The organism is Streptomyces hesseae (genome assembly GCF_031845785.1).
In the GTDB taxonomy this organism is placed as follows: Bacteria; Actinomycetota; Actinomycetes; order Streptomycetales; family Streptomycetaceae; genus Streptomyces; species Streptomyces hesseae.
In genome coordinates, this window is record NZ_JAVRFI010000029.1 from 26,824 (window position 1) to 47,347 (window position 20,524).

Below are 20,524 nucleotides of genomic sequence, written 5' to 3' on the forward strand. Positions count from 1 at the left end.
GTATGAACCCCCGGGCGTCCGCGTGCCCTCGGGCATTCGTATGCCATCCGCTCGAAGCCGTCCGTCCGACCGCGCGTCCCTGGAGGTGAGCCGCTGTGGCACTCTCGATTTCGGCGGTGGTGCTGCTGGCGATCATCGTCATCCTGCTGGTCCGGAAATCCGGGCTGAAGACGGGCCACGCCGCGATCTGCGTGCTGCTGGGGTTCTACCTCGCCAGCTCCTCCGTGGGCCCGACCATCCACCAGTTCACATCCAGCGTCACGGCCATGGTCAGCAACATCAAGTTCTGACGGGCCGAACGGGCCGGGCAGGCCGGGGCGACCGGCGGGCGGGCACGGGGCGCGGCGGTCACGGGCGACATCCCGGCGGGCCGCCGTGAACCGTAGGCTGTCCCCATGACCGATCTTCCCGGCCGCCGGCTGCTCCTGGTGCACGCGCACCCGGACGACGAGTCGATCAACAATGGCGCGACCATGGCGAAGTACGCCGCCGAGGGTGCCCACGTCACGCTGGTGACCTGCACGCTCGGTGAGGAGGGCGAGGTGATCCCGCCCGCCCTGGCGCACCTCGCCGCCGACCGGGACGACACCCTCGGCTCCTACCGCGAGGGCGAACTGGCCGCCGCCATGGCCGAGCTGGGCGTCACCGACCACCTCCTCCTCGGCGGGGCCGGCCGCTACCGCGACTCCGGCATGATGGGCGCCCCGCAGAACGAGCACCCGGACTGCTTCTGGCGCGCCGATGTGGACGAGGCCGCCGCGTCCCTCGTGGAGGTGATCCGCCGGGTACGCCCCCAGGTCCTGGTCACCTACGACGAGAACGGCGGCTACGGCCACCCCGACCACATCCAGGCCCACCGCGTCGCCATGCGCGCCGCGGACCTCGCCGCCGAGCCGGTCTTCCGCCGCGACCTGGGCGACCCCCACACGATCGCGAAGATCTACTGGAACTGCGTCCCGCGCTCCGTGGTCGAGGCCGGCTTCGCCCGGCTGCGCGAGGCCGGCCGCGAGGGCGACCTCTTCCCCGGCATCGCCTCCGTCGACGACGTCCCCGGCGTGCTGCCCGACGAGGAGGTGACCGCGGCGGTCGACACCTCCGCCCACGCGGAGCGGAAGGCGGCGGCGATGCGCGCGCACGCCACGCAGATCGCCGTGGACGGGCCCTTCTTCGCGCTCTCCAACGACCTGGGCCAGCCGCTCTTCCCCACCGAGTACTACCGGCTCGTCAGGGGCGGGTCCGGGGCGGCCCCGGGCGCCCGCGAGGACGACCTCTTCGCCGGGACGGGTGTGTGACCGGGCCCATGGACAACAGTGGACTCTTCACCGTGCCCGGCCCCGGGCGCCTCGCCGCCTACCTGGGCCTCGCCGTCCTCGGCTTCGTCACGGGCGTCGCGGGCGCCCTCGTCCAGGGCGGCTGGTTCCCCGGCGGACTGCTGCTGGCGCTCCTGGCCGTCGGCGGGCTGTGCTACGGCTCGGTGGTCGCCACCCGCAGCCGCGTGGGCGGCGGGGCGGCCGGCACGGGCTGGCTCGTCTCCGTGCTGATCCTGGCGGCCAGCCGGCCGGAGGGCGACTTCCTCTTCGGGGCCGGCCTGGGCTCGTACGCGTATCTCCTGGGCGGCATGGGTGTCGCTGTGATGTGCGCCACGGTTGCGAAAGTGCCGCAACCGGACGGCGCTTAGGCCCGACTTGGGAAGTGTCGTGATGATTTCTACCCGACTGTCATCCGGCCGGTCGGGGGAGTGATCCAGCAGTCGTCGAATACCGGCCCGTGGTCCCCAGTATGGTGGTGCCGCCGCCGAGCCTCCCCTGGCCTCCGGCATGGGCGACCCCAAGCGAGGTCAAAAGAGGGCGGCGAAGAGTAACCGGGAGATCCTGCTTTGAGCCGTGCATCTGACAGTTCGTCCTCCGGGGCCCAGGGCCGCGGCGGTGCCGCCTACCCCTCGGGCACCACGCCCTACGGGACCCCGCAAGGGGAGGAGCCCGCACCGGGTCCGGCCGCTTCGCCGGCCTCGGCCGCCAGGCCGAACGAGCCGAAGACCGAGACCACGATGACGACGCGGATCCGCATCAACATCCCGGGCTCGCGCCCCATTCCGCCCGTCGTCATGCGTACGACCGTCGACAGCGAGGGCGGCGCCGCGGACGCGGCCGCCGCCGCGCCGCCGTCCGGGCCCGGCGCGACCTCCGGTCCGGCCGCGCCTGCCGCGCCCTCCGCGCCTTCCGCTTCCGCGCCCTCCGGGACCGGTAGGTCCGGCCTGCCGACGCGCCCCAAGCCGACGAAGAAGACCCCCGCCGCGGCGGCCGGCGCGGCCGCCGCCGCGGGCTCCCCTTCGGGTTCCGCTTCCGATTCCGGTTCGGGTTCCGCGCCGAGCGACTGGTTCGCGCCGCGCAAGTCCTCCGGGACGACCCCGCCGCCCGCCGCGGCCCGCCGCCAGCCGCCCGCGGGCGGCGCGGGCGCCGGCTCCGCCGGCAAGCAGGCCCCGCCGCTGCCGCGCCGCGGCGCGGCAGCCCGTGGCGCGTACGGCGGCAACCCCGCCCCGGCCGCCGACTCCGGCGGCTCCTGGCCGCAGGACCCCTCCACCACCGCCGCGATGCCGCAGCCGCCCGTACCGGGCGCCCCCGGCGCCGCGCCGTGGCCGGCTGACGCCTCGACGACCGGTGCGATGCCGCAGCCGCCCGTGCCCGGCGCCGACGCCCCGTGGCAGGGCACCCCCGCGACGACCGGCGGCATGCCCCAGGCCGGCGGCCCCACCGGCAACGGCGGCGCCCCGTGGCCGGGTGACGGCACGCCGACCGGCAGCGCGCAGCAGAACCTCCCCACAGGCAAGAAGGGCGCCGCCCGCCGCCGCGCGGCCGCCGCCGGCGACGACTGGCCCGGCACGTCCACCCCGGCGGGCGCCATGCAGCACCCGAACGACCCCGCACCGACGGGCGGCGCCCCGTGGCAGGGTGACGCCGCGACGGCCGGCGGCGTCCCGCAGCCGGGCGGCAAGGGCCACCCGGGCGGCCCGGGCGCCGGCGCGCAGCAGCCCGGCGGCAACGGTCACCCCGGTGGCCCGGGTGCCGTCGGCGGCGGCGCCCCGTGGCCCGGCGACGCTTCGACGGCCGGTGCCGCTCCGCAGCCGGGTGGCCCCGTCGGCAAGGGCGGTGCCCCGTGGCCGGGTGACGGTATGACGGCCGGTGGCGGACAGCAGCCGGGTGGTCCGGGTGCCGTGGGCGGCGGTGTGCCGTGGCCCGGCGATGCTTCGACGACGGGTGCCGTGCCGCAGCCGGGTGTTCCCGGTGCGACCGGTGGCCTCGGTGCCAACGGTGGCGCCCCGTGGCCGGGTGACGCTTCGACGACGGGCGGCATGCCGCAGTCCGGTGGCAAGGGCCACCCGGGCGGCCCGGGTGCCGTCGGCGGTGGCGCCCCGTGGCCGGGTGACTCCTCCGACTCCTCCGCAACGGGTTCCGTTCCGCAGCCCGGTATGCCGGGCGCGGCCGGTGCCAACGGTGGCGCCCCGTGGCCCGGTGACGCCTCGACGACCGGTGCCGTACCGCCGCCGGGTGGCAAGGGCCGTCACGGTGGTGCGCCTGCAGGCGGCGGCGGTGTGCCGAATGCCGGGACCACCCAGCAGATGTCCATGCCCACCGTCGGCCCCACCATCGGTGGTGTGCCCGCCGGGGGTGCCGCGTTCGCGACCGGGCGTACCGACACGCCGCGCCAGGGCGTTCCCGTGGTCCCGCCGCCGGGCCCGCAGGGCGGCGCCCCGCAGGGCGGCGGCGCGGGCAAGGGCAGGGGCAAGAAGCGTGGACCGAAGGGTTCCGCTTCCCCCTCCGCTTCCGCTCCCGTCGGCATGCCTGCACCGGGCGCACCGGGCGCACCGGCCGGCGAGGCGCTGGTCAGCGGGGTGCCGACCGTGCCCCCGGCCGCCGGCCAGGGGGCGAAGTCCCCGGTGGACGCCGGTGCGCCGCGCATCGCCGTGCCCAAGCCGAAGTCCGCCGTCCCGGCCCCGCCGGCCCCGTCGGCGAAGTCCGGTACCGGCGTGCCCAAGCCGCCGGCCAAGCCGGCCGCCAAGGCAGCGCCCAAGCCCGCGCCCAAGAAGAAGGGCCGCTCCAAGCTCGTCCTCCTGGGCGGCGGGGTCATCGGCCTGGTCGCCGCCGCCTACGCCGCGGGGCTGCTGCTCGACCACGCCGACGTACCGAACGGCACCACCGTCCTGGGCGTCGACATCGGCGGCAAGTCCAAGGACGAGGCCGTCAAGAAGCTCGACTCGGCCCTCGGCGACCGCGCCACCGCCCCGCTGAAGCTCTCCATCGGCGGCAAACCGGCCGCCCTGAAGCCCTCCGTGGCGGGCCTGTCCATCGACACCCAGGCCACCGTGCGCGCCGCGTCCGGCCGGGACTACAACCCCGTCACCGTCCTGGGCTCGCTCATCGGCAACACCCACGCCGCCGAGCCGACCCTGAACGTCGACGAGGAGAAGGTCGCCGCCGCCCTCAAGTCGCTGGCCGGCGAGACCGGCTCGGCGAAGGACGGCACGATCAAGTTCGAGCCGGGCAAGGCCGTCGCCGTCTACGGGCAGCCGTACGAGGGCGTGGACGTGGACAAGTCGGTCAAGGCGATCTCCCAGGCCTACCGCGACCGCGCCGCCACCGGCAAGGACAAGCCCGTCGAGCTGACGACGTCCTCGCAGCAGCCGAAGGTGACCAACGCCGAGGTCGACCGGATGATGACCGAGTTCGCGAAGCCCGCGATGTCCGGTCTGGTCACCGTGCAGGCGGACGCGGCCCACGCCATCCAGTTCGGGCCGGAGCTCTCGCTGCCGAAGATCCTCTCCGTCAAGGAGGTGGGCGGCAAGCTCGTCGAGAGCTACGACCTGGAGGAGCTCAAGAAGCTCTACGGCAAGAAGTTCGACGGCGTCCTCATCCAGCGCGGCGACGGCACCAAGAAGCCCGTCACCCCGCAGGACGTCGCGGGCGCCCTAGGCAAGGCGCTGCGTGGCAAGACGCTCGCCGAGCGCACCGCCACGATCCAGCAGACGGGCTGAGCGAGCCCTCACCCGTCCTCACGAGCCCCCGTGCCCCAGCGGCACGGGGGCTCGTGTGCGTCCGGGCATGGCTCCGGGCACAGCTTGGCGCATGACATCTGTCATCCCCCGTCCACGACGTCCGACACTGCCGACGGCACCCCCTGACCAGCGAAGATGTTTTCCATGACCACTACTGCAAGCGTCAACACGGGGGACGGGCGCCGCACGGGCGCCCCCGTGGTCAGCTTTGAGAACGTCAGCAAGAACTACGGCACCGTGCGTGCCGTCGCCGATCTGAGCCTCGACCTCTACCCGGGCGAGACCGTCGCCCTGCTCGGCCCCAACGGCGCGGGCAAGTCCTCGACCCTGGACCTGCTGCTGGGTCTGCGCAACCCCGACGCCGGGCGCGTCGAGGTCTTCGGCACCACGCCGCAGGAGGCCATCCTCCAGGGCCGCGTCGGAGCCATGCTCCAGAGCGGCGGGCTGATGGAGGAGGTGAAGGTCCGGGAGATCGTGAAGCTCGCCTGCGACCTCCACCCCAAGGCGTTCCCCGTCGACCAGGTGCTGGCGGCGGCAGACCTCACCGGCATCGCCGACCGCATGGTCAACAAGCTCTCCGGCGGCCAGGAGCAGCGCGTGCGCTTCGCCATGGCCACGGCCGGCGCCAATGACCTCATCGTCCTGGACGAGCCGACGACCGGCATGGACGTCTCGGCCCGCCAGGCGTTCTGGGGCGTGATGCGCGAGCAGACGCGCCAGGGCCGTACGGTCCTCTTCGCCACCCACTACCTCGAAGAGGCCGACGCCATCGCCGACCGCGTCATCGTGCTGCGCGGCGGCACGCTGCTCGCCGACGGCTCGGCCGCCGAGATCAAGGCCAAGGCCGGCGCCCGCCGGATCGTCTTCGACCTCGACCAGCCGGTCGGCGAGGGCACGCTCCGCGAGCTGCCGTTCCTCGCCTCGCTGGAGGTGTCCGGCCGTACCGTGCGGATCCAGTCCCACGACGCCGACGCCACCGTCCACGCCCTCTACGGGCTGGGCCTCTACCCGCGCAACCTCGAGGTCGCGGGCCTCGGCCTGGAGCAGGCCTTCCTCGCCATCAACGACGCCGCGACCGCCGAGGAGGCGGCCCGATGAAGACTCTCGTCAAGCTGGAAATAACGCGCACCCTGCGCAACAAGAAGTTCATGTTCTTCTCCGTGATGTACCCGGCGCTGCTCTTCCTGATCATCGCCGGCGGTGCGAGCGAGAAGGAGCTCGTCAAGGGCACGCGGCTGACGCTGCCGCTGATCATGATGGTCTCCATGGCCTCCTTCGGCGCCATCACGGCCGTCCTCGTCGGCAACAGCGAGCGCATCGCCAAGGAGCGCGAGAAGGGCTGGGTGCGCCAGCTGCGCCTCACCGCCCTGCCCGGCCGCGGCTATGTGTCCGCCAAGGTGGCCTCGGCCGCCGTGGTCTCCCTCCCCTCCATCCTCGTCGTCTTCGCCATCGCCGCGGCCGTCAAGCACGTCCGGCTCGACGCCTGGCAGTGGGGCGCGCTGACGGGCTCCATCTGGGCCGGCAGCATCGTCTTCGCCGCGCTCGGCGTGGCCCTGGGCTACCTGGTCTCCGGTGACGCCGTCCGGCCGGTCACGATGATCGTCTACTTCGCGCTGTCCATGCTGGGCGGCCTGTGGATGCCGACCACGACCTTCCCGGACTGGCTCCAGTCCATCGCCAAGTGGACGCCCACCCACGCCTACGCGGCGCTCGGCCAGGCCATCGAGGGCGGCGACGCGCCGCACCTGAGGGACGCCGGCCTGCTGCTGGCTTATCTTGTCGTCTTCGCCGGGTCCGCGGCCTGGCTCTACCGCAAGGACACCCGCAAGGCCTGAGCCGACGCGGGACGGGTCCGAGGGACGGACGGAGGGAGAGAGGGGCCGATGGCCGGACGCGAGCGACGCCGGAACCCTTGGCGCGCCGTCATGGAGATCGAGGACGACCCGTCGGCCGCCGAGACCCACAACGGCATGGGCTCCCAGCCCGAGAACCGCCGCCAGATAGTGATCAAACTGCTGTGGATCTCCATCTGGTTCTTCTACCTCGCCGCCCCGGCGGAGGACGTCCTCGGCGACCACCACGCCCTGGTCGGCGACGTCCTGGGCGGCATGGGCCTGGCGGCCTTCGTGGCCGCCTACCTGACCCTGGTCTTCCGCCACACCTCGCGGGCCCTGGACCGGCCCAAGGTGCTCGGCTGGATCGGGGTGATGCTGGGCCTGGCCCTCGTCCTGTCCCTCACCCTGGGGACCCCCTGGCTGGTGCTCTTCGTCTTCTCGAGCATCGCCTGCGGGGCGGTCTTCCCCACCAAGCTCGCTCGCCTCGCCGTTCCACTGGTCACGGGGGTACTGGTGGCCGTCGGCGCGAGCATGCGGGGCCCGGTTGCGGAGTTCGTGGTGGCGCTCGTCGTCCCCGCGCTGCTCGGCGGCTTCGCGATGGTGGGGGTGCGGCAGATGGCCCTGACGACCCGTGCGCTGCGTGAGGCGCGGGCGACGGTGGCCCATCTCGCCGCCAACGAGGAGAGGTTGCGGCTCGCCCGCGACCTCCACGATCTGCTCGGCCACTCGCTCTCGCTGATCACGCTCAAGAGCGAGCTGGCCGGGCGGATGCTCCCGGACCGGCCGGAGGACGCGGCCCGGCAGGTCGCCGACATCGAGCGGGTGAGCCGGCAGGCCCTGGTGGACGTCCGGGAGGCGGTGAGCGGCTTTCGCCGGCCCACCCTGGAGGCCGAGCTCGCCGGGGCCCGTACCGCCCTGGCCGCCGCCGGCATCACCGCCGATCTGAGCCGGGCCGCGGCCGGCCACCCCGATCTGCCGCCCGACGAGGAGGGCGCCCTGGCGTGGGCGCTGCGCGAGGCGGTGACCAATGCCGTCCGGCACAGCGGTGCCACGCGCTGCGAGGTGACGCTCGCGGAGGCGGGCGACGACATGTGCCTGACCGTCACCGACAACGGCCGCGGTCCGGGGCGCGGTTACGGGAACGGGCTGACCGGGCTGAGCGAGCGGCTCGCCCTCGCCGACGGCAGGCTGGAGACCGGCCCGGGCCCGCGCGGCGGATTCCGGCTGCGGGCGTGCGTACCGCTCTCGCGGCGGGTGGCCGTCTGACCTCTACCCTGTCGCTGTGACTTCAGCACCGCCACCCGGGAATATTCGCGTCCTCCTCGCCGAGGACCAGTCGATGGTCAGGGAGGCGCTGGCCGCGCTCCTCGGCCTGGAGGACGACATCGAGGTCGTCGCGCAGGTGGCCCGGGGCGACGAGGTCCTTACCGCGGCCCGCGCCACGTCCCTCGACGTGGCGCTGCTGGACATCGAGATGCCCGGGATGACCGGGCTCGACGCGGCGGCGCTGCTGCGGCGGGAACTGCCGGGGCTCAAGGTCGTCATCCTGACGACCTTCGGCCGGCCCGGCTATCTGCGCCGGGCCATGGAGTCCGGCGCCGACGCGTTCCTGGTGAAGGACGCCCCGGCGGCCCAGCTGGCGGACGCGCTGCGGCGGGTGCTGCGCGGCGAGCGCGTCATCGACCCGACCCTGGCGGCGGCCGCGCTCGCCGAGGGGGCGAACCCGCTCACCGACCGCGAGCGCGCGGTCCTCACCGCGTCCGCCGACGGCTCGACGAACGCGGAGCTGGCGCGGGCGCTGCACCTCTCGCACGGGACGGTGCGCAACTATCTGTCGACGGCGATCCAGAAGACGGGCGCGCGCAACCGCGCGGAGGCGGTACGGATCGCGCGGGACAAGGGGTGGTTGTGACGCTGCCCCACCGCGCCCTTTAGTTGAGCATCGCCCGCGCGGCGAGCGCCTGGTGGCGGACCGACTCCGCCGCGTCCGGTTCGACCGGTGCGATGACCTCCGCGTACTCCTCCAGCTCCCGCGCCCCCCGCGCGAAGTCGCCGCGCTCTACGAAGAGCTCGGCGCGCTCGTAGCGGAGCCGGGCGGGGTGGCTGGGCAGGAGGAGGGACAGCTCGACGGCCCACAGCTGGACGTCACTGCGCTCGGGCCGTGCCGCCGCCCAGGCGCGGATGTTGTTCAGGACGCGCAGCACGATCTCCTGGGGGACCGCCGGGGAGAACATCGACGGCGTCAGCGGGGTGCCCGTGGCGCCCGCGACCAGCAGCCCCGCGTCCTCCTCGGACAGCACCCGCCCGCCGTCGAAGGGGTCGACGAGTACGTGCTCGCCCTGCGGGTCCCCGATGCCGACGACGAAGTGGCCGGGGAGCGCCACCCCGTACACGGGCGCGCCCGCCCGGCGGGCGACCTCTATCCACACCACGGACAGCAGGATCGGCAGTCCGCGCCGCCGCCGCAGCACCTCGTGGAGGAGCGAGGACTCCAGCCGCCGGTAGTCCGCGGGCGAGCCGTGGAAGCCGCAGTGCTCGCCGAGGAGCGTGGCCAGGGCGTCCGCCCAGCGGGCCGGCGCCGCCCGGCGGCCCAGCGCGGGCAGCGACCCGGCGAGCCGGTCGAGCTCCATCTGCGCGGCGTCGGTCGCGTCCTCGCCCAGCTCCCCGCCCGCCACGGCCTCGGCCTCGGCGGAGATCAGCAGGCACAGCAGCGCCAGGTCGGGCCGGTCGTCCCGGGCGGCCCCGGCGAAGCGGTGCCGCCGGGCGGTCGTGTCGTCAAACATGCGTGCCTCGTACCCCTCGGGGCGGTGGCGCAGCCACCGCCACTGTCCATGGTGCGACCGTGTCAGTGCTCGGGGCCGCGACGGTAGTGGTAGGCGTGGTGGGTGGTGAAACCGAGCTCGTCGTAGAGCCCGGCCGCGGCCGGGTTGTCCGCCAGGGCCTGGAGGTACGCCGCCGAGGCGCCCTCGCGCAGCGCCTCCTGGGCCAGCCGGGCCATGACCAGCGTGCCCAGCCCCTCCCGGCGCCGCTCCGGGGCCACCTCCAGGGCCATGAACCCGGCCCACCGGCCGTCGACGACACAGCGCGCGATGGCCGCCGGGCGCTCCCCGGCGGCTCCCGGCACGGTCGCGAACCACACCGACGGCCCGCCGCACAGCACGGCCCGCGCGTCCACCGGGTCCGCGCCGGTCCGCCCGTAGGCCGTGAGCCAGGCCGCGTCCGGCTCGCGGGCCAGCCGTACGTCACCCGCGCCGGGGGCCACGGCGTCGGCGATCGGCGCCAGCGCGGCCGTCCGGGTCACGGTGGGCCACTGGGCCGTCCAGCCGCGCCGGGCGAGCTCCGCGTCCAGCCGCTCGTCCGCGTCCGGGTGACCCGTGACGACCTGGACGAGCGCCGGCAGGTCACGCTCCGTGTACCAGGCGGCCACCCGGTCCAGGGCCTCCGGCAGGGGCAGCCCGGGGTCGCCGAGGGGCAGGACGGAGTTGGCCCGGGAGCTGAAGCCGCCCGCCGCGCGCAGCGTCCAGCCGCCCAGCCGGGCGGTCTCGCGCGCGGGCCAGCCGCGCGCCGCGACCTCCTGGAGCTCACGCAGCCCGGCGGCGGGCCCCCGCCGCCGGGCGGGTGTCATGGGGACGACCTTGCCCGCGACCAGAGAGGCCTCCGGAACCTCCACGACCTCCCCGGTACGCCGTGTGATTCGCAGCACACCGTCGCCCCAGGAGGTCAGTACGCCCACCGCGTCGGTGAAACGCTCCGGCGAACTCCCGGAGTCGTTCAGCCGCCGTACGGAGACCCTTTTTCCCACATCTGCCGTGGAGATCCGGACCTCCAGTCTTCCGCCCGTGGTGAATTCCACAGCTCCGTCCGCCCCTCTTGTTCGTCATGTGCCCGGGGAGGGAGATACTAGGTGTGGGCATCGACGACGCCGCGCTCCCGCGCGAGATGAGCCCTACCGAGGAGGAACGACAGCGTGACCTACGTCATCGCGCAGCCTTGTGTCGACGTGAAGGACAAGGCGTGCATCGAGGAGTGCCCCGTCGACTGCATCTACGAGGGCTCCCGGTCCTTGTACATCCACCCGGACGAATGCGTCGACTGTGGTGCCTGTGAGCCGGTCTGCCCCGTCGAGGCGATCTTCTACGAGGACGACACGCCGGAGGAGTGGAAGGACTACTACAAGGCGAACGTCGAGTTCTTCGACGAGCTCGGTTCGCCCGGTGGTGCCTCCAAGCTGGGCCTGATCGAGCGCGACCACCCCTTCATCGCGTCTCTGCCCGCGGACATCAACCCGGAGCACTGACCGACAGCGGTCCTCGCCGCGGCCCCGTACGGCCATCGCCGTGCGGGGCCCGCTGGCGTTTCCCCCACCGGCCACCCCTAGCGCACGAGAGCGAGCAGCGAGCACCGTGAGCGCAGTCTCTTCCCGCCTCCCCGTCTTCCCCTGGGACCGGCTCGAGCCCTACAAGGCCACCGCGGCCTCCCACCCCGACGGCATCGTGGACCTGTCGGTGGGCACCCCGGTCGACCCGGTCCCGGCCGTGGTCCAGCGGGCGCTGGCCGACGCGGCCGACAGCCCCGGCTATCCCACGGTGTGGGGCACGGCCGCGCTGCGCGACGCGCTCACCGGCTGGGTGGAGCGCCGCCTGGGCGCCCGGGGCCTGACGCACGCCAATGTGCTGCCGGTCGTCGGCTCCAAGGAGCTGGTGGCCTGGCTGCCGACCCAGCTGGGCCTCGGCCCGGGCGACAAGGTCGCCTACCCCCGCCTCGCCTACCCGACCTACGAGGTCGGCGCGCGCCTGGTGGGCGCCGAGGCCGTCGTCTACGACGACCCGACCGAGCTCGACCCGGCCGGCCTGAAGCTGCTCTGGCTGAACTCGCCGTCCAACCCCACCGGCCGCGTCCTGTCCAAGGACGAGCTGCGCCGCGCGGTGGCCTGGGCGCGAGAGCACGGCGTACTGGTCTTCAGCGACGAGTGCTACCTGGAGCTGGGCTGGGAGGCCGACCCCGTCTCCGTGCTCCACCCGGACGTCTGCGGCGGCTCGTACGAGGGGATCGTCGCCGTCCACTCGCTCTCCAAGCGCTCGAACCTCGCCGGCTACCGCGCCGCGTTCATCGCCGGCGACCCCGCCGTCCTGGGCGAGCTGCTCCAGATCCGCAAGCACGGCGGGATGATGGTCGCCGCCCCGGTCCAGGCCGCCACCGTCGCGGCCCTGGGCGACTCGGCGCACGTCGCCGAGCAGCGGGCCCGCTACGCCCGCCGCCGGGACGCGCTGCGCGCCGCCTTCGAGGCAGCGGGCTTCCGGATCGAGCACAGCGAGGCGTCGCTGTACCTGTGGGCCACGCGCGACGAGTCGTGCTGGGAGACGGTCGACGGGCTCGCCAAGCGCGGCATCCTCGTCGCGCCGGGTGACTTCTACGGTCGGGCGGGCGAGCGGTTCGTACGGATCGCGTTCACCGCCACCGATGAGCGGGTGGAGGCGGCGGTCCGTCGTCTGGCCGAGTAACGCCTACGCACGCGGCACGCATGACGAGGGGCCCGGGAGCGAAAGCTCCCGGGCCCCTCGGTGCTGCTGTGTGACGCCGCCACCTCGGTGCCGTGACGCCGTCGTCTCCGGCGGACGGATCAGCCGCCGACGCCGGGCAGCTGGGGGACGCCGCCCTTGGTCACGCCCTGCGCGGTGCCGCCGACGGCCGAGGCCGCGCCGCCCACGAGGTTGCCCGCGGCCTTGTTGGCGGCCGGAACGGTCTCGTTGCCGGCCTTGTGCACCGCGTGGGAGGCCATCGGTACGGCCGTGCCGACGGCCTGCTGCCCGACGCCCGTCGCCATGCTGCCGGCCGTGTGGGAGGTGGCACCGGCCGCCTTGCTCACGGTGGTGGTGTCCAGCGCGCTCACCGGAGCCAGATCCGTGGCCTTGGTGAGGTCCGCGGCGCTCGCGGAGCCGGCCGCGCCGACGACGGGAGCGGCACCCGCAGCGACGAGCAGGGCCACCCGGGCGATCCGGCGCGTGAGGGGGAGGGACATGTTGCTCCTTTGGCGGAGTGGGAAGTCGGTTGCTGTCCGGCGTGCGGACGCAGTGACTACCGCGTGAGCCCGGCGAAGGTTGCGGTGGACCAAGGTAAAGACTGGGTAATGCGTCGCATTATCGGGACCACTGAAAACCCGCCATACCGGGCAGGTTGTCAATCGATACGGAAGCCTGAAAAGCCTTTATTCACAAGGGAGTTGGGGGTGGGTCGAGAACGCGTGCGGATTGCCGTGGACCCGGCAACTCCCGTATGCGGCGGGTACTCCCGGCGAGGGGACGGTCGTACTACTGAACGGTCGTGATCCGTACCGCCGGCGTGCCGTCGCCGCCCGCTTCTTCCGCCGATTTCCGCCAGCCGTCCGCCGAATTCTCCGCCGACCACACCCGGCCGCCGAAGGAGATCCGCTCGATCCGCAGCTCCGCCGCGTGCGCCACCGCCCAGGACGCCACCGCCCAGCCGCGCTTCGACGGCGTCTCGTCGTCCGGCCCCGGGCGCACCGGCACGGTCACCGTGCGGCCGCCGGCCACCCCGGCCCGGCCGTCCCCGGTCACGGACGGGGTGGCCTCCACCCCGAACTCCCGGCTCAGCTTCGCCCGCACCGCCACCGGATCGCCGGCCTTGCCGTCGCTCGGGCTCTTCGTACAGCTGAACGAGGCCGCCGTGCGGCCCGTGAGCCCCGACGACAGCAACGACGCGTCCGGCTCGTGCTTGGCGTACGCCTGCGGGAAACCGCTGCGCTGCACCTTCTGCGCGGCCACCGTCAGCGGCAGCCGCGAGTAGCCCGGCACGTCCACCAGATGGTCGTAGAACTTCCCCGACGCGTAGACCGGGTCCGTGATCTGCGCCGCCGTGCCCCAGCCCTGGGTCGGCCGCTGCTGGAAGAGCCCCAGCGAATCGCGGTCGCCGTGGTGGATGTTGCGCAGCCCCGACTCCTGCATCGCCGTGGCCAGCGCGATCGTCACGGCTCGCTCCGGCAGCCCGCGCGCCGACCCCACGGCGGAGATCGTCGCCGCGTTGACCGCCTGCTCGGGGGAGAGGGAGTACGTCTGCCCGTTCGCCCGCATCGTGCACCGCGGCGCCCCGGGCCCACCGGTGATCAGCTGCGCCACCAGATAGCCGACCAGCGCCAGCAGCACGGCGCAGGCGGCCACGGTGCGCAGCAGGCGGCCACGACGGGTGACGATGATCCCGGACATGCGGGCCACGTTACTTGAGAGACCGCCCGGCGGCCCCTCCGGACCGTACCCGGCGTCGCGTTAGGCTCGCGGCATGGATCACCCCGCACTGGACCTGTCCCTCGACGCCGCCGCCCTCACCGCCCGGCTCGTCGACTTCCGTTCCGAGAGCGGTGACGAGAAGGCACTCGCCGACGCCATCGAGGCCGAACTGCGCAAGCTGCCGCACCTGACGGTCGACCGGCACGGCAACAACGTCGTGGCCCGTACGAACCTCGGCCGCGCCGAGCGGGTCGTCCTGGCCGGGCACATCGACACCGTGCCCATCGCGGACAACGTGCCCTCCCGCCTCGACGAGAACGGCATCCTGTGGGGCTGCGGCACCAGCGACATGAAGTCCGGCGTCGCCGTGCAGCTGCGCGTCGCCGCGACCGTCCCCGAGCCCAACCGCGACCTCACCTTCGTCTTCTACGACAACGAGGAGGTCGCCGCCCACCTCAACGGCCTCGGCCATGTCGCCGAGGCCCATCCCGACTGGCTGGCGGGCGACTTCGCCATCCTCCTGGAGCCCTCCGAGGGCGAGGTCGAGGGCGGCTGCCAGGGCACCCTGCGCGTCCTGCTGCGCACGACGGGCGAGCGGGCCCACTCGGCGCGGAGCTGGATGGGCTCCAACGCCGTGCACGCCGCCGCCCCCATCCTCGCCCGCCTCGCCGCCTACGAGCCGCGCCGCCCCGTCGTCGACGGGCTCGAGTACCACGAGGGCCTCAACGCCGTACGGATCGAGGGCGGCGTCGCCAACAACGTCATCCCCGACGAGTGCACCGTGACGGTGAACTTCCGCTACGCCCCCGACCGCACGCCGGAGGAAGCGCTCGCGCACGTCCGCGAGATCTTCACGGACTGCGGCGTCACCGAGCTGATCGTCGACGACCAGTCCGGCGGTGCCCGCCCGGGTCTCGACCACCCGGCGGCCGTGGCGTTCATGGCGGCCGTCGGCGGCACGGCACGGCCCAAGTTCGGCTGGACGGACGTGGCCCGCTTCAGCGCCCTCGGCGTGCCCGCCGTCAACTACGGTCCCGGCGACCCCCTCTACGCCCACAAGCGGGACGAGCACGTGGACACCGCGAAGATCACCCACTGCGAGGAGCGGCTGCGGGCCTGGCTGACGGCCTGATCCGGTCGCCCGGGAGGACGGCTCCCCGGCGGCCACCACCTACGCTGAAGCGCAACGAGACCGACGAACCGCGGGTTCTGCGGCCCGCGGCGGAGGGAGCACGGCATGGGCAATCCCGAGGCGTCGCGCGGGCGACGGGAACAGCGCCGGGGGCCGGTCGTCCGCCGGCACGGCCAGATGCAGGCGGGCACCACGGACCAGCATCTGCTGGACACCCGGGGGACGGCGGACTGGGTTCACGAGGACCCCTTCCGGGTCCTGCGCATCCAGTCCGAGTTCGTCGAGGGCTTCGGCGCGCTCGCCGAACTGCCACCGGCGATCAGTGTGTTCGGGTCGGCCCGTACGAAGCCCGGCTCGCCGGACTACGAGGCCGGGGTGGCCATCGGGAACGGCCTCGTCGAGGCGGGCTTCGCCGTCATCACCGGCGGCGGGCCCGGCGCGATGGAGGCCGCCAACAAGGGCGCGATGGAGGCCGGCGGGATCTCGGTGGGCCTCGGCATCGAGCTGCCCTTCGAGCAGGGCCTCAACCCCTATGTGAACCTGGGGGTCGACTTCCGGTACTTCTTCGTCCGGAAGACCATGTTCGTGAAGTACGCGAGCGGCTTCGTGGTCCTGCCCGGCGGACTGGGCACCCTCGACGAGCTCTTCGAGGCCCTCACGCTCGTTCAGACGAAGAAGGTCACCCGCTTCCCCATCGTCCTCTTCGGCACCGCCTACTGGCGGGGCCTGCTCGACTGGCTGGAGAACACGCTCGTCGCCGAGGGCAAGGTGAGCGCCGTGGACCTCCAGCTCTTCCACATCACGGACGACGTGGAGGAGGCGATCGGGGTCGTCACGAAGGAGGCGGGCACCTGATCGCGCCTTTCTTGAGCGCCGGACGGGCCGTGCGTGCGGCCCGTCCGGCGCTCAAGAACGCTAGGCCAGCCCCCGCCGGGCGACGGCCGGCGCGCGATGCCCGGCGATCGACGCCACCATGTCGAGCACCTGCTTCGTCTCGGCCACTTCGTGCACCCGGTACACCTGCGCGCCGAGCCACGCCGAGACGGCCGTCGTCGCCAGCGTCCCGATGACCCGCTCCTTGACCGGCCGGTCCAGCGTCTCGCCCACGAAGTCCTTGTTGGACAGCGAGACGAGCACCGGCCAGCCCGTCTCCGTCATCTCGCCCAGCCGGCGCGTGGCCTCCAGCGAGTGGCGGGTGTTCTTGCCGAAGTCGTGCCCGGGGTCGATCATGATGCCGTCGCGCCGAACGCCCAGCTCCACGGCCCGCTCCGCCAGCCCCAGCGTCACCCGCAGGACGTCCGCCATCACATCGTCGTACTCGACGCGGTGCGGCCGCGTCCGCGGCTCCACGCCGCCCGCGTGGGTGCACACCAGGCCGGCGCCGTAACGGGCGGCCACCTCGGCCAGCTTGGGGTCCACACCGCCCCACGCGTCGTTCAGCACATCAGCCCCGGCCTCGCAGACCGCCTCGCCGACGTCGTGCCGCCAGGTGTCGACGCTGATGATCACGTCCGGGTGGCGCCGCCGGACCTCCGCGACGAACCCGACCGTGCGCCGGGCCTCCTCCTCGGCCGTCACCTCGGCGCCGGGGCCCGCCTTGACCCCGCCGATGTCGATGATGGCGGCGCCCTCGGCCACGGCCTGCTCCACCCGGGCGAGCGCCGGTTCGTCGCTGAACGTGGCGCCCTGGTCGTAGAAGGAGTCCGGGGTCCGGTTGACGATCGCCATGATCACCGGTTCGTGGGTGTCGAACTCGCGTCGTCCAAGCCGCAGCATTTTCCGTTCTTCCTCTCCCTGGTCCGCCAGCGACCTTAACTGTCAGTGCGGCATGGCACGATCGGAGTCGACGGTTTGGCCGACGCCGGCCTGAGGACGCAACGAGGGGACGGCCGTGTTCTGGTTCTTGCTCATCGCGCTGGTCGTGGTGGTCGCCGCGGTCACGCTCGCCGTCGCCGGGGGAGGCGGTGACGGCGGTGGCGGGGACACCCTGCCCGAGGCCGCCCACGACCGGATGGCCTGGCCGCTGCCCGCCGGCCGGCCGCTGGGCCGGGCCGACGTCGAGGCGCTGCGCCTGCCCCTGGCCCTGCGCGGCTACCGCATGGCCGAGACCGACGACGCCCTGGACCGGCTCGGCGCGGAGCTCGCCGAGCGCGACGCCCGCATCGCCGAGCTGGAGGCCGCGCTCGCCGGGGCGCAGGCGGCGGCGATAGGGGTGCAGGGGCTGCTGGAGCGTGAGAGCGGCGCGGCGGAGCGGCGGGAGCAGGAGCCGCGGAAGGAGCAGGAGCCGCAGGAGCAAGAGCTGCAGGAGCCGCAGGACAGCCGGGGGAAGACGTCATGAGCGGTAGTGGAGTCGTCATCGGGGCGGACGGCCTGGCCCGTTGCCCCTGGGGGCTGGAGGCGGAGACCCTCGCGGACTACCGCGTCTACCACGACACCGAATGGGGCCACGCGGTCCACGGCGACGACGCCCTGTTCGAGCGGATATCGCTGGAGGCCTTCCAGTCGGGGTTGTCGTGGCTGACGATCCTGCGGCGCCGCGAGGGGTTCCGGGCCGCGTTCGCGGGCTTCTCCATCGAGAAGGTGGCTGCCTTCACGGAGGAGGACGCCGAACGGCTGCTGGCCGACCCGGGCATCATCCGCAACCGCGCGAAGATCGCGGCGACGCTGGCCAACGCGCGCGCCGCCGCCGAGCTGGCGCCGGGGGAGCTGGACGCCCTGGTGTGGTCCCACGCCCCCGACGCCGCCACCCGGCCCGCGCCCCGTTCGGCGGCCGACGTCCCGGCGGTCACGCCGGAGTCGACGGCGTTGGCCAAGGCCCTCAAGAAGCAGGGCTTCCGCTTCGTGGGGCCCACGACGGCGTACGCGCTGATGCAGGCCTGCGGGCTGGTGAACGACCACTTGGCGGGCTGTCACGCGCGGAAGGGCTGAATCTGCCCTCCCCGCCGGCCCTACCGGCCCACGAAGCGCGGGCGCTCCTTCGCCAGGAACGCCGCCACGGCGATGCCGTGGTCCTCCGTCGTGGCCGCCGCGCGCTGGAGCTCCTCCTCCTTGGCCAGGGTCTCCTCCAGGCCGTGCGCCGCCCCGTGGGCGAGCGACTCCTTGATCGCCGCGTACGCCGCCGTCGGCCCCTCGGCCAGCCGGCGGGCGACCTCGGCCGCCGTGGCGGCCAGCTCGGCCGCCGGGACGACCCGGTTCGCGATGCCCAGCTCGTACGCCTCCTGGGCGCTCACATTGCGGGGGAAGAGCAGCAGGTCGGTGGCGCGGCTGCGGCCGATGAGCCGGGGGAGGGTCCAGGAGACGCCCGAGTCGGCGGTGAGCGCGACCCCGGCGAAGGACGTGTTGAAGGAGGCCGAGTCCGCGACCACGCGGTAGTCCGCCGCGAAGGCGAAGCCCGCGCCGGCGCCCGCCGCCACGCCGTTGACCCCGGCCACGACGGGCTTGGGCATCCGGGTGATGGCGGTGACGATGGGGTTGTAGTGCTCCTCGACGGTGTCCATGGCCGACCGGGTGCCGTTCTCGCGGTCGGCGGCCAGCGAGGTCACATGCTCCTTGAGGTCCTGGCCCACACAGAAGGCCCGGCCGGTGGCGGTCAGCAGCACCGCCCGTACGGCGGGGTCGTCGCCCGCCCGGCGCAGGGCGTCGCGGAGGGCGATCTTCGTCTCGGTGTTCAGCGCGTTCATGGCGTCGGGACGATTCAGTGTGATCGTCGCGAGCCCGTCGGTCACCTCGTGGAGCACGGTGTCCGCCATGATGCGGTCCCTCCCTGGGTCGGCTGCGGTGCGATAAGTGGGGATGCGTGCCCAGGATGCCGGAGATCATCGGGACCGGATATGTGACCTGCGTCAAAGAATCAGCCGCCGAGAGGGCCGTGAGAGCGACGCAGGAATACCTCACGATCCCCGAATTGAGTGGTTTTGCGGCAGCACGTTGCCAAAGGGATGCGGACTGATGTTGGTCATCGGGTCGCGCGATGCGGGATAATGGCCTGGAAGCAATGTGTTCGATGCCGGTGACGCGTGCCCTTCCCGGGGCCGTCGGCTGACGATGAGCTGGTTTCAGGAAGGGGAACGAGCATGGCGGCCATGAAGCCGCGGACGGGCGATGGCCCGCTCGAGGTGACCAAGGAGGGGCGGGGCATCGTCATGCGGGTTCCGCTCGAAGGCGGCGGTCGTCTCGTCGTCGAGCTGACCCCCGACGAGGCCAAGGCCCTCGGCGAGGCCCTGGAGAAGGTCGTCGTCTGACGCCCAGGCCTCATAGGCCACAGGCCCAGAATTCTCCCGCACCGCCCCGGCTGCCCGGCTTCGTCCCGGTCCCGGGGCGGCGGCGTATCCGCTTCCGGGTAGTCGTCCCGCCCGCCGGGTTCCCCCGGCAGGGCGGGCTCGGCGTTTCTGCCCCGTTCCGCCGCCCCGCCGCCCCGTCGCGCGATCAGCCGCGCTTGACGGCGCACAGCAGCCCGTCGCCCACCGGCAGCAGGGACGGTACGAGCGCGGTGGACTCCCGGACGGCCCGCAGCAGTTCGCGCAGCCGCTGCACCTCGGCGGGCGGCACGGCCGAGTCGACCGTCCGGCCGTCCGCGAAGACGCCCTCGAAGCAGACCAGTCCGCCCGGGCGCAGCAGGCGCAACGATTCGGCTAGGTAGTCGAGGAACTCCGTCCGGTCACCGTCGCAGAAGACCAGGTCGTATCCGCCGTCCGCGAGCCGGGGGAGCACCTCCAGGGCCCGGCCGGGGATGAAGCGCGCCCGGTTGCCGGCGAAGCCCGCGGCGCGGAAGGCCTGGCGGGCGAACTGCTGGCACTCCGGGTCGCTGTCCACGGTGGTCAGCACCCCGTCCGGCCGCATGCCGTGCAGCAGGTGGATGCCGGAGACCCCGGTGCCGGTGCCGATCTCGGCGACGGCCTTGGCGTCCACAGCGGCGGCGAGCAGGCGCAGCGCCCCACCGGTGCCGTTCGACACCGAGGTGAGCCCCGCCTCGTAGGCCCGGTCCCGGGCCCAGCGCAGTGCCTCGTCCTCGGCGACGAACACATCGGCGAACGCCCAGCTCGTCTGCTGGTTGCCGGTAATGGCCCTCTCCTGTCCCCGTAGTCGACGCAACCGTGACTGTATCCGCTGCCCACGGGAACCCGCAGATGGGACCGGGCGTTGATGGGTACGGGACGCCGACGGAGGGGGCGGAGTCCGGCGGGAACCACCGGCGCGGGCCGTTCGTCACGGATGACAACGGATCAAGACCAAAATCCGGGTCAAAAATGCTTATCCGGAGCTAACG

At 73.4% G+C, this 20,524-nt stretch carries 22 protein-coding genes; 15 read left to right on the forward strand and 7 right to left on the reverse strand.

The genetic code is table 11. The features are described from left to right. Positions 1 to 95 precede the first annotated feature (95 nt). The 8 genes from RM609_RS30100 (at position 96) to RM609_RS30135 (ending at position 8,797) form a co-directional block, all read left to right on the forward strand. Positions 96 to 290, forward strand: a complete 195-nt coding sequence (locus RM609_RS30100; RefSeq protein ID WP_126915863.1) for a hypothetical protein — start codon at positions 96 to 98, stop codon at positions 288 to 290. 105 nt (positions 291 to 395) lie between these two features. After that, positions 396 to 1,292: an N-acetyl-1-D-myo-inositol-2-amino-2-deoxy-alpha-D-glucopyranoside deacetylase gene (gene mshB / locus RM609_RS30105; RefSeq protein WP_311615042.1), complete on the forward strand. Its 897-nt coding sequence runs from the start codon at positions 396 to 398 to the stop codon at positions 1,290 to 1,292. Between the two features lie 8 nt (positions 1,293 to 1,300). Continuing rightward, a complete protein-coding gene (locus RM609_RS30110) occupies positions 1,301 to 1,678 on the forward strand; it encodes a DUF6113 family protein (RefSeq protein WP_311615044.1) in 378 nt (125 codons plus the stop codon). A 198-nt stretch (positions 1,679 to 1,876) separates the two neighbouring features. Further along, on the forward strand, positions 1,877 to 5,029 hold the full coding sequence (locus RM609_RS30115; protein ID WP_311615046.1) for a peptidoglycan binding domain-containing protein: 3,153 nt from the start codon (positions 1,877 to 1,879) through the stop codon (positions 5,027 to 5,029). 165 nt (positions 5,030 to 5,194) lie between these two features. After that, positions 5,195 to 6,148, forward strand: coding sequence for an ABC transporter ATP-binding protein (locus RM609_RS30120; protein ID WP_311615048.1), 954 nt, complete (start codon positions 5,195 to 5,197; stop codon positions 6,146 to 6,148). Further along, entirely contained in the window at positions 6,145 to 6,885 is a 741-nt protein-coding gene (locus RM609_RS30125; protein WP_311615050.1) for an ABC transporter permease, read from the forward strand. Before RM609_RS30120 ends, RM609_RS30125 begins: the two co-directional genes overlap by 4 nt. 48 nt (positions 6,886 to 6,933) lie before the next feature. Next, on the forward strand, positions 6,934 to 8,151 hold the full coding sequence (locus tag RM609_RS30130; RefSeq protein WP_438828572.1) for a sensor histidine kinase: 1,218 nt from the start codon (positions 6,934 to 6,936) through the stop codon (positions 8,149 to 8,151). A 16-nt stretch (positions 8,152 to 8,167) separates the two neighbouring features. Beyond that, positions 8,168 to 8,797: a response regulator transcription factor gene (locus RM609_RS30135; protein ID WP_311615053.1), complete on the forward strand. Its 630-nt coding sequence runs from the start codon at positions 8,168 to 8,170 to the stop codon at positions 8,795 to 8,797. A 19-nt stretch (positions 8,798 to 8,816) separates the two neighbouring features. On the opposite strand, the gene RM609_RS30140 is transcribed toward RM609_RS30135, so the two are convergent. Further along, entirely contained in the window at positions 8,817 to 9,668 is an 852-nt protein-coding gene (locus tag RM609_RS30140) for a transglutaminase family protein (protein WP_311615055.1), read from the reverse strand. Positions 9,669 to 9,730: 62 nt separating this feature from the next. Continuing rightward, the gene (locus RM609_RS30145; protein WP_311615057.1) at positions 9,731 to 10,738 is read right to left on the reverse strand and encodes a GNAT family N-acetyltransferase; all 1,008 of its coding nucleotides are present in this window, start codon (positions 10,736 to 10,738) and stop codon (positions 9,731 to 9,733) included. Positions 10,739 to 10,852: 114 nt separating this feature from the next. Here RM609_RS30145 and fdxA point away from each other — a divergent pair, with 114 nt between their 5' ends. Beyond that, a complete protein-coding gene (gene fdxA, locus RM609_RS30150; RefSeq protein WP_229351726.1) occupies positions 10,853 to 11,182 on the forward strand; it encodes a ferredoxin in 330 nt (109 codons plus the stop codon). A gap of 106 nt (positions 11,183 to 11,288) precedes the next feature. Continuing rightward, the gene (gene dapC, locus RM609_RS30155) at positions 11,289 to 12,386 is read left to right on the forward strand and encodes a succinyldiaminopimelate transaminase (RefSeq protein ID WP_311615061.1); all 1,098 of its coding nucleotides are present in this window, start codon (positions 11,289 to 11,291) and stop codon (positions 12,384 to 12,386) included. A gap of 119 nt (positions 12,387 to 12,505) precedes the next feature. On the opposite strand, the gene RM609_RS30160 is transcribed toward dapC, so the two are convergent. Both RM609_RS30160 and RM609_RS30165 read right to left on the reverse strand, forming a co-directional pair. After that, on the reverse strand, positions 12,506 to 12,904 hold the full coding sequence (locus tag RM609_RS30160; RefSeq protein WP_311615063.1) for an ATP-binding protein: 399 nt from the start codon (positions 12,902 to 12,904) through the stop codon (positions 12,506 to 12,508). A gap of 289 nt (positions 12,905 to 13,193) precedes the next feature. Then, positions 13,194 to 14,105: a VldE C-terminal domain-containing protein gene (locus RM609_RS30165; protein WP_311615065.1), complete on the reverse strand. Its 912-nt coding sequence runs from the start codon at positions 14,103 to 14,105 to the stop codon at positions 13,194 to 13,196. Positions 14,106 to 14,178: 73 nt separating this feature from the next. On the opposite strand from RM609_RS30165, the gene dapE reads away from it, so the two are divergent. Then, the gene (gene dapE / locus RM609_RS30170; protein ID WP_311615067.1) at positions 14,179 to 15,258 is read left to right on the forward strand and encodes a succinyl-diaminopimelate desuccinylase; all 1,080 of its coding nucleotides are present in this window, start codon (positions 14,179 to 14,181) and stop codon (positions 15,256 to 15,258) included. 105 nt (positions 15,259 to 15,363) lie between these two features. Continuing rightward, positions 15,364 to 16,113, forward strand: a complete 750-nt coding sequence (locus RM609_RS30175; protein ID WP_311615069.1) for an LOG family protein — start codon at positions 15,364 to 15,366, stop codon at positions 16,111 to 16,113. Between the two features lie 60 nt (positions 16,114 to 16,173). Here RM609_RS30175 and folP read toward each other — a convergent pair whose 3' ends face one another. Then, a complete protein-coding gene (gene folP, locus RM609_RS30180; RefSeq protein WP_311615071.1) occupies positions 16,174 to 17,034 on the reverse strand; it encodes a dihydropteroate synthase in 861 nt (286 codons plus the stop codon). A gap of 115 nt (positions 17,035 to 17,149) precedes the next feature. Here folP and RM609_RS30185 point away from each other — a divergent pair, with 115 nt between their 5' ends. Continuing rightward, a complete protein-coding gene (locus RM609_RS30185) occupies positions 17,150 to 17,596 on the forward strand; it encodes a DivIVA domain-containing protein (RefSeq protein WP_311615073.1) in 447 nt (148 codons plus the stop codon). After that, complete coding sequence (locus tag RM609_RS30190; protein WP_311615075.1) at positions 17,593 to 18,186, forward strand: DNA-3-methyladenine glycosylase I; 594 nt, start codon at positions 17,593 to 17,595, stop codon at positions 18,184 to 18,186. Before RM609_RS30185 ends, RM609_RS30190 begins: the two co-directional genes overlap by 4 nt. A gap of 20 nt (positions 18,187 to 18,206) precedes the next feature. Here the strand turns inward: RM609_RS30190 and chcB are convergent, their stop codons facing one another. Then, positions 18,207 to 19,007 (reverse strand): 2-cyclohexenylcarbonyl CoA isomerase, encoded by an 801-nt coding sequence (gene chcB, locus RM609_RS30195; protein ID WP_311615077.1) that lies wholly within the window; start codon positions 19,005 to 19,007, stop codon positions 18,207 to 18,209. A 324-nt stretch (positions 19,008 to 19,331) separates the two neighbouring features. Here chcB and RM609_RS30200 point away from each other — a divergent pair, with 324 nt between their 5' ends. Continuing rightward, positions 19,332 to 19,499 (forward strand): DUF3117 domain-containing protein, encoded by a 168-nt coding sequence (locus RM609_RS30200; protein WP_126915881.1) that lies wholly within the window; start codon positions 19,332 to 19,334, stop codon positions 19,497 to 19,499. Between the two features lie 184 nt (positions 19,500 to 19,683). Here the strand turns inward: RM609_RS30200 and RM609_RS30205 are convergent, their stop codons facing one another. Beyond that, a complete protein-coding gene (locus tag RM609_RS30205; protein WP_311615079.1) occupies positions 19,684 to 20,349 on the reverse strand; it encodes an O-methyltransferase in 666 nt (221 codons plus the stop codon). Positions 20,350 to 20,524: the final 175 nt, after the last annotated feature.

Excerpts from the sequence above, each read along its gene's own strand:
- mshB (WP_311615042.1), top strand. The coding sequence starts at position 396 with ATGACCGATCTTCCCGGCCGCCGGCTGCTCCTGGTGCACGCGCACCCG.
- RM609_RS30110 (WP_311615044.1), top strand. The coding sequence starts at position 1,301 with ATGGACAACAGTGGACTCTTCACCGTGCCCGGCCCCGGGCGCCTCGCC.
- RM609_RS30120 (WP_311615048.1), top strand. The coding sequence starts at position 5,195 with ATGACCACTACTGCAAGCGTCAACACGGGGGACGGGCGCCGCACGGGC.
- RM609_RS30125 (WP_311615050.1), top strand. The coding sequence starts at position 6,145 with ATGAAGACTCTCGTCAAGCTGGAAATAACGCGCACCCTGCGCAACAAG.
- RM609_RS30130 (WP_438828572.1), top strand. The coding sequence starts at position 6,934 with ATGGCCGGACGCGAGCGACGCCGGAACCCTTGGCGCGCCGTCATGGAG.
- RM609_RS30140 (WP_311615055.1), bottom strand. The coding sequence starts at position 9,668 with ATGTTTGACGACACGACCGCCCGGCGGCACCGCTTCGCCGGGGCCGCC.
- RM609_RS30160 (WP_311615063.1), bottom strand. The coding sequence starts at position 12,904 with ATGTCCCTCCCCCTCACGCGCCGGATCGCCCGGGTGGCCCTGCTCGTC.
- RM609_RS30165 (WP_311615065.1), bottom strand. The coding sequence starts at position 14,105 with ATGTCCGGGATCATCGTCACCCGTCGTGGCCGCCTGCTGCGCACCGTG.
- dapE (WP_311615067.1), top strand. The coding sequence starts at position 14,179 with ATGGATCACCCCGCACTGGACCTGTCCCTCGACGCCGCCGCCCTCACC.
- RM609_RS30175 (WP_311615069.1), top strand. The coding sequence starts at position 15,364 with ATGGGCAATCCCGAGGCGTCGCGCGGGCGACGGGAACAGCGCCGGGGG.
- folP (WP_311615071.1), bottom strand. The coding sequence starts at position 17,034 with ATGCTGCGGCTTGGACGACGCGAGTTCGACACCCACGAACCGGTGATC.
- RM609_RS30190 (WP_311615075.1), top strand. The coding sequence starts at position 17,593 with ATGAGCGGTAGTGGAGTCGTCATCGGGGCGGACGGCCTGGCCCGTTGC.
- chcB (WP_311615077.1), bottom strand. The coding sequence starts at position 19,007 with ATGGCGGACACCGTGCTCCACGAGGTGACCGACGGGCTCGCGACGATC.
- RM609_RS30200 (WP_126915881.1), top strand. The coding sequence starts at position 19,332 with ATGGCGGCCATGAAGCCGCGGACGGGCGATGGCCCGCTCGAGGTGACC.